Source organism: Massilia agri (assembly GCF_024753255.1).
Classification (GTDB): Bacteria; Pseudomonadota; Gammaproteobacteria; order Burkholderiales; family Burkholderiaceae_D; genus Telluria; species Telluria agri.
On record NZ_JANUHA010000028.1, the window covers coordinates 31387 to 44869 of the forward strand.

Genomic DNA, 13483 nt, shown 5'->3' on the forward strand with positions numbered 1-13483 from the left:
AAAGGAGCTGATATGCATGACCGTACGACAAGCGACGTCCTGATTTGCGGCGCCGGCGCCGCTGGCCTCACCCTCGCCATCGAACTTGCGCGCCGCGACGTGGCGTTCCGGATCATCGACAGGATGGAAACGCCCTTCGCCGGCTCGCGCGGCAAGGGCATCCAGCCGCGGACGCAGGAAGTGTTCGAGGACATGGGCATCCTCGACCGCGTCGTGGCCGCCGGTGGTCTCTATCCACGCCAGCGCCGCTACCAGGCCGACGGCAGCTACGTCGAGGCCGACATGGCGCAGGCGCAGCCGCCGACGCCGGCCGAGCCTTACCACCTTCCGCTGATGATCCCGCAGTTCCTGACCGAGCGCATCATGCGCGACCGGCTGGGCGAGCTCGGGCACGAAGTGGAGTTCGGACGCACGCTGCTGGACTTCGAGCAAGGCCCGGACGGCGTCAGCGCGCATCTTGCCGGCATGGACGGCGAGGAGACCGTTCAGGTGCGCTACCTGGTCGGCGCCGATGGCGGCCGCAGCCTGGTGAGAAAGGCGCTGGGCGTGGACTTTCCGGGCAAGACGCTGGGCGTGCATGCCTTGGTGGCGGACGTTCTGCTAAGCGGACTCGACCGCGATGCCTGGCACCAGTTCAACGATGGCGACATGGAGCGGATGGTGGCGATCTGTCCCCTGGCCGGGACCGAGCTGTTCCAGATCCAGGCGCCGGTTCCGCGCGACGCGCCGGCGGACCTCTCGGCCGCGGGCCTGAATGCCCTCATCGCCGCGCGCACGGGGCGTGCCGACATCCGCGTGCAGTCGGTGTCCTGGGCCTCGGAATACCAGATGAACGCGCGGCTGGCCGAGCGCTACCGCGTGGAGCGAGCCTTCCTCGTCGGCGACGCCGCCCACGTGCATCCGCCGACCGGGGGGCAAGGACTGAATACCAGCGTGCAGGATGCCGTCAACCTGGGCTGGAAGCTCGCGGCCGCGCTGGGCGGGGCGGCGGACGCGCTGCTCGACAGCTACGAGGCCGAGCGCCGCCCGGTGGCCGAAGCCGTGCTCGGGCTGTCGACCCGCCTGCTCGATGCCCAGAAACAGGGCGGGATGCGACGCGGGCGCGAGGTGTCCCAGCTCGATATCGGCTACCCCGATTCGCCGCTCGCGAAAGAGCTGCCCGAACGCCGGGCCGGTATCCGGGCGGGAGACCGTGCGCCGGATGCGCCGGTGTACGGGGCCGCCGGCCAGCCCTCGCGCCTGTTCCACCTGTTCCAGGGGACGCACTGGACGCTGCTCGCCTACGAGGCCAGCTTCGCGCCGCCCGCGCCAAGACCGCGCTTGCGTATCCACCATATCGGCCCCGACGGCGACGTCGCCGACGCATGGGGGCATGTGCGCGAGGCCTATGGCCTGGCGCCGGGCGAGTGCGTACTGGTCCGTCCGGACGGCTATGTCGGCGCGACCTTCGACGCGGACCGGGCTGGGGAACTCGCCCCCTACCTGGCGCACGTGGGCCTGCTTCCATTCAGCCGGGAACAGCGCGGCTGCGCCCTGACTGCCGGAGCAGAACATGCCTGCTAGGGATCGCCAGCAAGCGGGGAGAGGCAAGCCCGGCACCCTGGACTGGCGCATGATCCTGCCGGTCTTCGCCGTCGTCAGCCTGGTCGCCGCCGGCATGTCCTGCGTGATGCCCGTGCTCCCATTTCTTGTCAGAGACATGGGCGGTTCCCCGACTGTCATCGGCATCGTCATCGCCGTGGAAGCGCTCAGCCAGTTCTGCTCCGCGCCCCTGCTCGGCCAGCTCGCCGACCGCTTCGGCCGCAAGCGCATCCTGCTTGCCAGCCAGATTCTTGCGGCGGCGAGCCTGCTGCTGCTCTCCAGCGCACCGAACATCGCCGTCATCCTGTTCGCCCGTCTGCTATTCGGGTTGAGCGCAGGTAATCTGGCGGCCGCGGCGGCCTACGTCACCGAGCATTCGGATGCCCGGGACCGGCGCCAGGCCATCGGCATCGTGATGGGCGGCGTCGGCCTGGGCGGCATCGTCGGCGCGGGTCTGGCGGGGCAGTTGTCCGGCGCCTCGCTCACGAGGCCGGTCCACGCCGCCCTGCTGTCGACGCTGCTGGCCGCCGTACTGACCTTCGTGCTGCTGCGAGACAGCCGCCCGGCGCCCCACCTTGACACCGGCGCCGGGACCGGAACGGCAGGTGGAAAGATCTCCTTGCGCGCCCTCCTGGATACGCCTGCGGTCCGCCTGCTGATCGGCGTGATGCTGTGCCACTTCTTCGCCTACGGCATGGTGATCTCGCAGCTGCCGGTCTTTCTTGCCGATACTTTCGTCTGGAACGGCCATCCCTTCGGACCGAAGGAGCTCAGCTACCTCATGATGGCCGACGGCGTGGTCAATGTCCTCGTCCAGATTCTGGTGCTGGGCTGGCTGAGCAGGCGCTTCACCGAGCGCACGCTGATCGTGCTGATCTTCGCCGTGTCGGGCGCCGGTTTCCTGGCCGCCGGGCTCGCCACCTCGATTCCCGTGCTTGCCTTCGCGGTTGTCTGCGTCGGCGCCGCCGACGCCCTTGCCAAGCCCACCTACCTGGCCGCCCTGTCGGTGCATGTGCCGGCGCAGCGGCAAGGTGTCGTCATGGGCAGCGTCCAGGCCCTGATCGCCGTCGCGGATGCCGCTTCGCCCGTCGTGGGCGGATTCATCCTCGGGTACGCGCTGTACGGCGTCTGGATCGGCGTTGCCTTGGCTGTCGCGCTGACCGGAGCCGTGGTGACGCTGGCCCGGCTGCAGGTAGACAAGGCGGGATACCTCACGAAACCCGGAGCAGGCTAGCGTGCACCCGGCCTGGCCTCATCCTGGCGGGCGACGCCAGCCGTCTTACTTGCGCAGGGACGCCGACTGGTCGCGCGCCGCACGGAACTCCGATTCGGCAGCCCAGTTCGGCCACTTGCCGGAGTTGGCCAGGTCGCTGCCCAGCGCGTACAGCAGCTCCAGGTCGCGCGCCATGCCGGTGAAGGACCAGCCTGGATCGAAATTGTCCGAGGGCTGGTGGTAGTTCTTCTCCGTGTAGGCCTCTTCCGAAGCCTTGCCCGCCTTGACGCCGCCCTGGACCCAGTCGTTACCCGAACCGAAAGAGATGGCCGGCACACCGCGCTTGGCAAAGGGGAAGTGGTCGGAGCGGAAGAAATAACCCGCTTCCGGCTTCGGGTCCGGCGAATAGCGCATGTTCCACCCCTTGGCCTTGGCGACCAGCTGGTCGAGCAGTTCCAGCTTGGCGCTGCCCGAGATGGTGAAGTTGTTTGCCGGGCCGTAGGGGCTGAGGGCGTCCAGATTGATCACCGCCACGGTCGAGGCCAGCGGATACAGCGGGTTCGACGCGTAATACTCCGAGCCGAGCAGGCCCTTTTCTTCGGCCGTCACCGCCAGGAACACGACGCTGCGCGCCGGCGCCGGTGCCTTGCCGTAGGCGCGCGCCAGTTCCAGCATGGCGGCGATGCCGGTGGCGTTGTCCACCGCGCCGTTATAGATCTTGTCGCCCTTCGCATCCGGCTGGCCCACGCCCAGGTGGTCCCAGTGGCCGCTGTAGATCACCACCTGGTCCGGCTGCTTGCTGCCCGGGCGGATGGCGACCACGTTCTTCGACTTGATGACCTGGGCATCGACCGCGTAGTCGGCCGACAGGGTCACGCCTTTCAGTTCGACCGGCTTGAAGTCGCGCGTTTGCGCCTGTTTCTTGAGCGCGTCGAAGTCGAACCCGGCGCTCTTGAAGATGCCGGCGGCGAGGTCGCGCTGGATCCAGGCTTCCATCGGCGCATGCGACTTGAGCGGCTCCTTGCGCACCACGTCGTACATCACGTTGGTATTCGAATTCTTCACCGTCGCCCAGCCGTAGGAAGCCGGCGCGGTCTCGTGCACGATGATGGTGCCCAGCGCTCCGCGGCGTGCCATTTCCTCGTACTTGTAGGTCCAGCGCCCGTAATAGGTCATCGCCTTGCCGCCGAACTCGCCCTGCCCGGTCTCGAAGTCCGGGTCGTTGATCAGGACCACGGCCAGCTTGCCCTTCAGGTCCACGCCCTTGAAATCGTCCCATTTGCGCTCCGGCGCGGTGACGCCGTAGCCGACGAAGACCAGTGGCGCATTCTTGAAGGAGACCTGCTTCATGCCGCTCATCGAGGCGCGCACCGCCATGTCGTCGCCCTGCTTCAGGCTGCGCGTCTTGCCGGCCTCAACCAGGCTCAGCGCAACCGGGCCCTTGATCTCGAAGCGCCCGAGGGGCACGTCCTGGGTCCAGGCGCGCTTGCCACCCGCCAGGTCGCCGCCCGGCTGCAGGCCGGCCGCCTTGAACTGCTGGACCAGATAATCGACCGTTCTGGTTTCGCCGGCGCTGTTCGGGCTGCGGCCTTCGAATTCGTCCGAGGACAAGGTCTTGACATCCTGGGCCAGGCGCTTCGGATCGAAGCGCGGCCCGTCGGCGGCCTGCGCGGTGGTCACGGCAAGGCCCATCAGAACTAGCGTAGCGTATTTCACACAGTCTCCATGTCGTAGCGAAGAGGGATAGAGGGCGTTCAGTCCGCTGCCGGGTAGGTGTAGGTCGATCCGACGCCAAGCGGGATGTCCAGCGCCCAGAAGCCGAGCAGGAACGCGGTCCAGCATACCAGCATCGCCACCGAATACGGCAGCATCAGGGCGATGAGCGTGCCGATGCCGGTCGACTGCACGTATTTTTGGCAGAACACGATAATCAGCGGGAAGTAAGGCAGCAGCGGCGTGATGATGTTGGTCGAGGAGTCGCCGACGCGGTAGGCAGCCTGGGTCATGTCGGGCGAGACGCCGAGTTCCATCAGCATGGGCACCATGACTGCGCCGATCAGGGCCCATTTCGCGGAGGCCGAACCGACGAACAGGTTGACCGTCGCCGTGAGGAGCACGATGCCGGCCAGGGTGACGCCCATCGGGAAGGCCATCTCCTTGAGCCACAGGGCGCCCTTGATCGCCAGCAGCGCGCCCAGGTTCGACTGCCCGAAGGCGAAGATGAACTGCGCGCAGAAGAAGGCCATGACGACGTAATAGCCCATGCCGCTCATGGCATGGCTCATCCCCTTGACGATGTCGCGGTGGTTCCTTGCAGTGCCGGCGACATAGCCGTACACCACGCCCGGGATCAGGAAGAAGATGAAGATCAGCGGGACGATCGACTGCATCAGGGGTGCGGACGCATGGGTGATCTCACGGGTGTCCGGCGCACGCCATGCCGAGCTTTCCGGCACGATCGACAGCACCAGCAGCGCCAGGCTGGCGACCATCGCGATGCCGGCCCAGCGCAGGCCCTTGCGCTCGAGAGGCTGCAGTTCGTCCATCTTGGGCAAGACCGCCGGATCGGCATCGACGACCGCGGTTTTCTTCAGGCGCGGTTCGATGATCCTGTCGGTCAGGAACCAGCCGACGGAGATCACCAGGAACAGCGATGCCGTCGTGAAGTAGTAATTGTTCAGGGGATTGATGACGACCGAGGCGGCGGCCGGGTCGGACGAGAGCCGCGCCGCCACCTGGGTCAGGCCGGCCAGCAGCGGATCGAGGCTGGAAGGCAGGAAGAAGGTGGCCGAGAAGCCGCCGGACACGCCGAAGAAGGCAGCCGAGATGCCGGCCAGCGGATGGCGTCCGGCCGCATAGAAGATCACGGCTCCCAGCGGAATCACCAGCACATAGCCGGCGTCGACGGCCACATGGCTCAGCACGCCGACGCCGACCAGCACCGGGGTGAGCAGGCGCCTGGGGGTGACCGACAGGATCTTGCGCAGGCCAGCGTTGATGAAGCCGGTGTACTCCGCCACGCCGAGGCCCAGCATCGCCACCAGCACCACGCCCAGCGGCGGGAAGGTGACGAAGGTATTGACCATGCGCGATGCAAAGTCCGTCAGGGCGGTAGGCGAGAGCAGGTTCTTGATCTGGATGGCCTGGCCGGAACGCGGATCGATCTCGGTAAACACCATGCCCGACATCGCCCACGAGGCCAGCCAGACCACGGCCAGCAGCAGGGCGAACAGGATCGCCGGATCGGGCAGCTTGTTGCCGACCACTTCGACCGCGTTCAGGATGCGATTGAGTCCGCCGGCTTTCCCGGCAGGCATCTGCGTTTGCGTCTTTTCAGCCATGACATACCCTTGTCGAAGAACAAACGATGAGAGTAGCACAGCAACTCGGCAATAAAGGGAACTTTGCCGATGGCCGTGCCGAGGCCACGGCAGGGACCGGGCCGGCCGGCGGATGCGATAATAGGGCTTCGCCAACACCGCGGAGACTGTCATGCCCCACATCGCCGGTATCGACCATGTCCAGGTCGCCATCCCCCCGGGCGCCGACGAGGCGGCGCGCGCCTTCTACGGCGGCGTGCTGGGCCTGGCCGAGGTAGCGAAGCCGGCGCCGCTGAACGCCTCGGGAGGCGTGTGGTACACCGCCGGCGCCTCCCAGCTGCACATTGGTGGGCAGGCCGGCTTCGTGCCGGCCAAGAAGGCGCATCCGGCCTTTCTCATCGAGGACTTCGACGCCTATTGCGCACTGTTGCGGGAACGCGGCGTCGAGGTGCGCGAAGAGGCCCAGGTCTACAGGCGCCGCCGCGCGGGAATCGAAGACCCCTTCGGTAACCGCGTCGAACTGATCGAGACTGTGCGGGTCTGAAACAGGGCTGCGCAAGAAATATACTAGCCTTGCGAAACTCTGAGGTGCGTCTCCCAGGACTGGATTCGCTCATCCAGTTGATGCTTCTGCTTCTGGCTGTGCGTCTGCTTTTTCACGCACTATTTGACGTAACTTTAGCATCGCGTTGACACGTCCGACCGCGCTCGCAAAAGTCAATGTTGCGCCCAACAAGAATAGTGCAAACGCTCCAAACCCAATGCGTTGCTGGCCTACCACTTTCCGAACGAATTTGACCACATCGTCCGTACGAGCGGCATCACACAAAATCGAAACCTCCTGAGGCTCGAAACCAGATTCCTTGGCGAGGACGTCAGAAGAAGCACCACATTTGCTGAACAAGAAGCCCGGACTATCACCGAGCGGTCTGGCACCGTTCTCGTCAAGGAAAAACCAGTTGCCGGTTGCCTTAAACTGTAACAAAGCACGATCTAAACTTGCGCCCATGCCTGCTGCAAACGTCGCCAGAAAGAAAACAATTGCCATCGCAAACGGCATAAGAACCCATTTCCGATTGAAACTGTCGGCCGCTTGCGTCAACCCGGGTTTGGCTACATCGAAATATGCGCCGCATGCGACGATTGCAGCCGCATCCTGGTCATGACGACGCATCCAGTCGATGATTGGCGGTATCTGAAGCGGAGTACGAACAGGAATATGGGTACAGAAGCGGAACTTAAGCATCTCCATCTGATCTTCATGGTAACGCTCCACCGCCGAGTCTGGCCTGCATTGCCGACTGACGAACAATCTCCAAAGTCGGTACCAGAATACGTGCAAGGAACGAGTTCGCCAGTAAACGAGGGCGACCACAACTGTCAGCAGAATGACAAAGCCTGTAGGTCCGACCAGTAAATCGCGGACAGTGGTGAACGTCTCGAGATCGACCATAAAACTCCTTTTAATTCATTGTTAAGCAGCGCCCCTTTTGAGAGGTGTGCATCTATATGAATAAGGAGTCTACCGTAGAAAATGCACCGATATTGCCTACTAGAAATTACTATTGATAATTTCTCAAAGCCGCGGTACTTCCTTGCTGTGCTTGTGGATTCAGCATGGGGCAGCTTGCACAATCGCGATTCTGAACGATACTGAAATCCCATCCAGGCTTTGCAGGAGACGGCGATGAGCGAGCAACAGAATGTCGACCTGGTGCGCCAGGCCTATGCGGCGTTTGCCAACCACGATCTGGAGCACGTCCTGGCGTGCATGGCGCCCGGCATCACCTGGGAAATCCCGGCCGTGCCGAAGCTCTGCTTCACCGGCAGGCGCCAGGGACGCGAGCAGGTGGCCGATTACTTTCGGATGAACAGCGAACTGCAAGAAACTCGCGAACTCACGCCCCGTGAGTTCATCGCCCAGGCCGACAAGGTCGTGGTCCTCGGCCATGGCGCCTGGACGGCGCGTGACACGGGCCGCGAGTTCGAAAGCGACTGGGTACACGTGTTCACGGTCGCCGACGGACAGATCATGGCATTCCGCGAATTCCTCGACGTTCACGTCGCGGTCGAGGCCTACGGATGCTTCCCGCTTGCCGAGGCGACGGCCACGCCGGCGCCCCACTGAGCAAGCTGCCAGCTGCCTGCCACCAATGAAAAACGCCACCTTCCGGTAGCGTTTTCCGGGTACGGCGTAGCGCCCCCGCTTACCAGAAGATCACGCGATCCTTCGGGTCCAGGTACATCTTGTCGCCCGGCTTGACGTCGAAGGCTTCGTAGAAGCCGGGGTGGTTGCGCAGGCTGCCGTTGACGCGGAATTCCGACGGCGAGTGCGGGTCGACCTTGACCTGCGAGATCAGCGCGGCGTCGCGCGCCTTGCCCTTGCGCGCCTGCGACAGGCCCATGAACAGGCGCTGCTCGGCGGTGAAGCCGTCGATCACCGGGCCGGGCTTGCCCTCCAGGTAGATCTTGTAAGCGCGGCTGGCCATGATGGCGCCGGCATTGTCGGCGATGTTCTCGCCCAGGGTCAGCTCGCCGTTCAGGTGGTAGCCCGGCAGCGGGCTGTAGCCGGCGTATTGGTCCACCAGCACCTTGCCGCGCGCCGCGAACTGCTTGGCATCCTCTTCGGTCCACCAGTTGCGCAGGTTGCCGTCGCCGTCGTACTGCGAACCCTTGTCGTCGAAGGCGTGACTGATCTCGTGGCCGATCGAGATGCCGACCGAACCGTAGTTCACCGCCGGCTCGGCGTTCGCGTCATACAGCGGGTACTGCAGGCGCGCCGCCGGGAACACGACCTCGTTCAGGGTCGGGCTGTAGTAGGCGTTGACGGTCTGCGGCGACATGCCCCAGACGCTGCGGTCGACCGGCTTGCCGAGGCGGTTCACCATGTAGTCGTGGCCGAACTCGCGCGCGCGGATCACGTTGCCGACCAGGTCGCCGCGCACGATCTTCAGCCTGGAATAGTCGCGCCATTTGTCCGGGTAGCCGATCTTGACGTTGATCTTGGCCAGCTTGGCATGCGCCTGCTTCTTGGTCTCCGGCGACATCCACTCGAGCTGGTCGATGCCTTCACCGAAGGCGGTGATGAAGTTCTTCGCCATGTCCAGCACCTGCTGCTTGCGCTCCGGCGGGAAGTGCTGGGTCACGTAGGCCTTGCCCACGACTTCGCTCAGGGTGCGGTTCACTTCGGCGATCGCGCGCTTTTCCAGCGGACGGTTTTCCTTCTGGCCCGACAGCACGGCGCCGCGGAAGGCGAAGCTTTCGTCGACGAAGGCCTGCGACAGGTAAGGCGCATAGCTGCTGAGCATGCGGAATTCGAAATAGGACTTCCAGGTGTCGACCGGGGTGGCCGCGATCAGCTTGTCCAGGCCTTCGAGGTAGGACGGCTGGCTGACGATCACGGAGGTAACCTTGCCGGCGCCCGTGCCCTTCAGGTAGGCGTCCCAGTCGAAGCCAGGCGCCAGGGCGCGCAGCTCGGCCAGGGTCTTCTTGTTGTAGCGTTTGACCGGGTCGCGGTTCTCGACCTTGGTCCACTGGATGCGGGCGATGTCGGTTTCCAGCGCTACGATTCTCTCTGCCTTGGCAGCCGCGTCCTGGTGGCCGCCAAGGGCCAGCATCTTTTCGACGTGGGTCTGGTACTTGGCGCGGATGTCCTTCAAGCGCGCGTCCTTGTCGTTCAGGTAGTAGTCGCGGTCGGGCATGCCGAGGCCGGATTGCGAGATGCCGACCACGTAGCGCGTCGAATCACGGTTGTCCTGGCCCACGCCCATGCCGACCGGGCCGTCGACGCCGATGCGGTCGAGGCGCGCCATCAGGGTTGCAATGCCGCGCTTGTCCTTCAGCGCCTGGATGCGCGCCAGTTCTGCCTTCAAAGGCGCCAGGCCGAGCTGGTCACGGCGCGCCTGGTCGACGTAGCTGGTGTAGAGGTCGCCGATCTTCTGGGCTTCCGAGCCGGCTTTCGCATTCTTCTGGGCGGCGGCGTCGGCGATGATGGCGCTGATCTGCTGCTCGACGCGCTCCTGGGCGATGTTGAAGGCGCCCCAGCTGGAACGGTCCGACGGAATCTCAACGTCCTTCAGCCACTTGCCCTGGGTGTAGCGGAAGAAATCGTCCTGGGGGCGGACTTCGCGGTCCATCGATGCGATTTCGATGCCGGAAGCCGAGCCGGCGACGGCGGACGATGGCGCCGTGGTGGCGGCAGCGCCGCCGTGCGCAAAGGCAGGTGCGGCAACGACGAACAACCCCGCAATCACACTGCTGCACAGGCTACGCTTCATCTCATTCTCCATTGTTGATGTTAGGAATCAAATGATCCTAATCCAACTGGAAGCGCCATGCCAAGGCCAGATTTGTACAGTTGTTGTTACATACGCTCGTCAATACGCATATGCATTTCAACGGCCGCGCATTACATGCCGTGCACTACCTGGAGCTTGACCTTCTTGCCCTGGCGGTAGGTGTACAGCGTCATTGCGGCGTCCCGCAGGTCGCCCTTCGCATCGAAGGCGATGGAACCCGTCACGCCCTCGTGGCGTACGGCGGCCAGCGCCGGCAGGAAGCGCGCGGGCTGCGCCGAGCCCGCCTTTTGCATCGCCTGCGCGAACACCATCACCGCATCGTAGGCATAGGGCGCATAGGTCTCCACCGGCATGCCGTAGCGCTGGCGATAGCGTTCGAGGAAAGCGGCGTAGCCGGCTTCGCGCGGCCCTTCGACGCCGCCGGCCACGGCGCACACCACCTTGCCGTCGCCCAGCGCATCGCCTGCCAGCAGCGGCAACTTTTCCGAGCACACGCCGTCCCCCGACACCATGGCCGCCTGCAGGCCCAGCGTCTTCATCTGCTTGAGCATGGGGCCGGCCACCGCGTCCATGCCGCCGTAGAAGATCACGTCCGGCCGCTTGCCGCGGATCTGGGTCAGGATGGCGCTGAAATCGGTCGCCTTGTCGTGGGTGAACTGGCGGCTGACGATGGCGGCGCCGCCGCGCTTGCGCACCTCCTTCAGGAACTCATCGGCCAGGCCCTGGCCGAAGGCGGTGCGGTCGTCGATGACAGCGATGCGTTTCGCCTTCAGGGCCACGAGGGCATGGCCGGCCAGGGTGCGGCCGATCAGGCTGTCGTCGGCCACCACCCTGAACGCCGTCCTGTAGCCCTGGCGGGTGTAGACCGGCGTGGTCGCCGCCGGCGAAATCTGGGGCACGCCCGCGCTCGCATAGATCTTCGATGCCGGCACCGTGGGGCCGGAATTCAGGTGGCCGACCACCGCGGCCACGCGCGCATCGACCAGTTTCTGGGCCACCGCCGTGCCGGTCTTCGGGTCGCTGGCGTCGTCCTCCGCCATCAGGCGCCAGCGCACCTTTTGCCCGTCCAGCACGATGCCCTTGGCGTTCAGTTCGTCGATGGCCATGCGGGCGCCGTTCTCGATGTCCTTGCCCTGGTGGGCGCCGGGACCGGACAGGGGCGAGGCGGTGCCGATGATGACGTCGCGCTGGGCGCTCGCGGGTGCGGCCGGCAGGGTGAGGAGGAGTGCGGACAACAGTGCGATCGAGCGCATGGCAGCCTTTCTCGAAGGGATGGCTTCGATTGTACTGCCGGGAAAGATGGACAGCCAGCGGCAAGCGTGCGGCCTGCCGTGGCGAAGAAATGGCGCGGCGGGCCGGCGCCGGCCCGCCGCGCAGTGCTTGGGGTCTCAGTGCAGGACCTCGGGCAGGCGTTTGATGATCACCGCCTCGAGGTATTCGGCTGGCGCCACCAGCGAGGCGTCGCCGGCCACGTTGAAGCGCTGGAGCATGGCGGCGATATCGGCCTCCAGGGCCTGCTGTCCGTCGGGGTCGAGCGCGGCGAAGGCCTTGTGCAGGGGGCCGTAGTAGTCGCGGAAGACCTGGATCCAGTGCGCCGGCGAGGCATAGCGGAAGTTGAAGATCCGGCGTGTGCAGCGGATGCTGGCGGCGTCCGCGCCGAAGAGCTGGCGCAGGTAGTCTTCATTGCCCCACAGCGAAGGCGGTGACAGGCCGGCGGGAGGCGCCACGTAGCGGCCCAGGGTCTTGAACAGCTGGCCGATCATGCCCTCCGCCGTCCAGTTGGCGAGGCCGATCCGCCCGCCGGGACGCAGCACCCGCATCATCTCGCGCGCGCAGCGCTGCTGGTCGGGGGCGAACATGACCCCGAAGGTGGACAGGGCGACGTCGAAGCTGGCGTCTCCGAAGGGCAGCGCCTCGGCATCGGCCTCGCGGAAGTCGATCTGCAGGCCTTCGGCCGCCGCCCGTGCGCGCCCCTTCTCGAGCAGCCCGGGAACGTAGTCGGTGGAGGTGACGCGCGCGAAGCGGTGCGCGGCGGCCAGGCTGGCATTGCCGTTGCCGGCCGCGATGTCGATGACGCGCTCGCCGGCGCGGATGTCGGCCGCCTCGGCCAGCGACTCTCCGACGATCTGCAGGGTGACGCCGACGACGGCGAAGTCGCCGCTGGCCCAGGTGGCCTGCTGGCGCTGCTTGATGGCCGCATAATCCGGCCCGACGGCATCCGGCTGGCGCGGCGCCGGGGTGGAAGGAACAGGTTGACTCATCGTAGCTCTCCTTCGAAAAAGCCAGGGAAGCTCGGTTAGACATGCGGGGCGTGCAAAAGATCACGTACGGCTTCAACCCGCGCACGGTAGCCGGCGTTGGTGCGCCGGGCTTCGGGAAGCGGGGCTATACTGGGCCAACACCTGATCGAGCTGCACATGGCCACCGCCATGGGCCGGAGGCCTGCTGTTTGTGCAGGTATTTCCGCCCGTCATGAGCCTTGTTGCACGCGATCGCCAACAACTCACAACCGACAGGGGGTAGCATGCCAACAACCTGGATTATTGCGGCCAATGCGGGCCGTGCACGATTCTTCTCCGAGTCCGACGCCAACGAGCCCTTGCAGGAAATGCAGGACATGGTCAACTCCGCCGCGCAGCTGCGCACCATGGATACCGAGACCGACCGGCTAGGCCCGACCTCGGCCGCCGGCAGCGCGCACAATATCGGAAGCAATGGCGGCGCCGGCTTTGCGCACAATGCCCAGGCGGGCGCGCCGAACAAGCAATACCAGCCTGCCCAGACGCCGCAGCAGCATGCGACCGACCTGTTCGCCAAGGACGTGGCGGAATTCCTCCTCAAGTCGCACCAGGAAGGCCGCTACCAGCAGCTGATGCTGGCCGCCTCGCCGGAATTCCTGGGCGTGCTGCGCACCAAGCTCAACCCGCAGGTCCAGCAGCTGATCAAGACCGAGGTCAACAAGGACTACACGCACTCGAGCGCCCAGCAGCTGCGCGAGCAACTGTACGCGCAGCAGACCAGGCCGCACTAAGGCATCGCTGCATCAGGCACGCCAGGCAGGACGCCTGGCG

Annotated in this window: 11 protein-coding genes; 5 read left to right on the top strand and 6 right to left on the bottom strand. The window is 65.4% G+C overall.

What is annotated here, in order from left to right; all coding sequences use genetic code 11:
• Nucleotides 1-12: 12 nt before the first annotated feature.
• Both NX780_RS23960 and NX780_RS23965 read left to right on the top strand, forming a co-directional pair.
• Complete coding sequence (locus NX780_RS23960) at nt 13-1563, top strand: FAD-dependent oxidoreductase (RefSeq protein WP_258830404.1); 1551 nt, start codon at nt 13-15, stop codon at nt 1561-1563.
• Nucleotides 1553-2815: an MFS transporter gene (locus tag NX780_RS23965; protein WP_258830405.1), complete on the top strand. Its 1263-nt coding sequence runs from the start codon at nt 1553-1555 to the stop codon at nt 2813-2815. The genes NX780_RS23960 and NX780_RS23965 overlap by 11 nt, the downstream gene beginning before the upstream one ends.
• A 45-nt stretch (nt 2816-2860) precedes the next feature.
• Here NX780_RS23965 and NX780_RS23970 read toward each other — a convergent pair whose 3' ends face one another.
• Both NX780_RS23970 and NX780_RS23975 read right to left on the bottom strand, forming a co-directional pair.
• The gene (locus tag NX780_RS23970; RefSeq protein ID WP_370663647.1) at nt 2861-4510 is read right to left on the bottom strand and encodes a M28 family metallopeptidase; all 1650 of its coding nucleotides are present in this window, start codon (nt 4508-4510) and stop codon (nt 2861-2863) included.
• Nucleotides 4511-4548: 38 nt separating this feature from the next.
• Complete coding sequence (locus NX780_RS23975; RefSeq protein WP_258830406.1) at nt 4549-6111, bottom strand: AbgT family transporter; 1563 nt, start codon at nt 6109-6111, stop codon at nt 4549-4551.
• Between the two features lie 175 nt (nt 6112-6286).
• Here NX780_RS23975 and NX780_RS23980 point away from each other — a divergent pair, with 175 nt between their 5' ends.
• Nucleotides 6287-6658: a VOC family protein gene (locus tag NX780_RS23980; RefSeq protein ID WP_258830407.1), complete on the top strand. Its 372-nt coding sequence runs from the start codon at nt 6287-6289 to the stop codon at nt 6656-6658.
• A gap of 69 nt (nt 6659-6727) precedes the next feature.
• Here the strand turns inward: NX780_RS23980 and NX780_RS23985 are convergent, their stop codons facing one another.
• Nucleotides 6728-7567: a DUF6216 family protein gene (locus NX780_RS23985; protein ID WP_258830408.1), complete on the bottom strand. Its 840-nt coding sequence runs from the start codon at nt 7565-7567 to the stop codon at nt 6728-6730.
• A 234-nt stretch (nt 7568-7801) separates the two neighbouring features.
• Between NX780_RS23985 and NX780_RS23990 the strand changes: the two genes are divergently transcribed.
• Entirely contained in the window at nt 7802-8242 is a 441-nt protein-coding gene (locus NX780_RS23990; protein ID WP_258830409.1) for a nuclear transport factor 2 family protein, read from the top strand.
• Nucleotides 8243-8321: 79 nt separating this feature from the next.
• On the opposite strand, the gene NX780_RS23995 is transcribed toward NX780_RS23990, so the two are convergent.
• The 3 genes from NX780_RS23995 to NX780_RS24005 form a co-directional block, all read right to left on the bottom strand.
• Nucleotides 8322-10391: a M13 family metallopeptidase gene (locus NX780_RS23995; protein WP_258830410.1), complete on the bottom strand. Its 2070-nt coding sequence runs from the start codon at nt 10389-10391 to the stop codon at nt 8322-8324.
• A 131-nt stretch (nt 10392-10522) separates the two neighbouring features.
• Nucleotides 10523-11665, bottom strand: coding sequence for a branched-chain amino acid ABC transporter substrate-binding protein (locus NX780_RS24000; protein WP_258830411.1), 1143 nt, complete (start codon nt 11663-11665; stop codon nt 10523-10525).
• A 135-nt stretch (nt 11666-11800) separates the two neighbouring features.
• Nucleotides 11801-12673, bottom strand: a complete 873-nt coding sequence (locus NX780_RS24005) for a class I SAM-dependent methyltransferase (RefSeq protein ID WP_258830412.1) — start codon at nt 12671-12673, stop codon at nt 11801-11803.
• A 263-nt stretch (nt 12674-12936) separates the two neighbouring features.
• Between NX780_RS24005 and NX780_RS24010 the strand changes: the two genes are divergently transcribed.
• Nucleotides 12937-13443 (top strand): host attachment protein, encoded by a 507-nt coding sequence (locus tag NX780_RS24010; RefSeq protein ID WP_258830413.1) that lies wholly within the window; start codon nt 12937-12939, stop codon nt 13441-13443.
• Nucleotides 13444-13483: the final 40 nt, after the last annotated feature.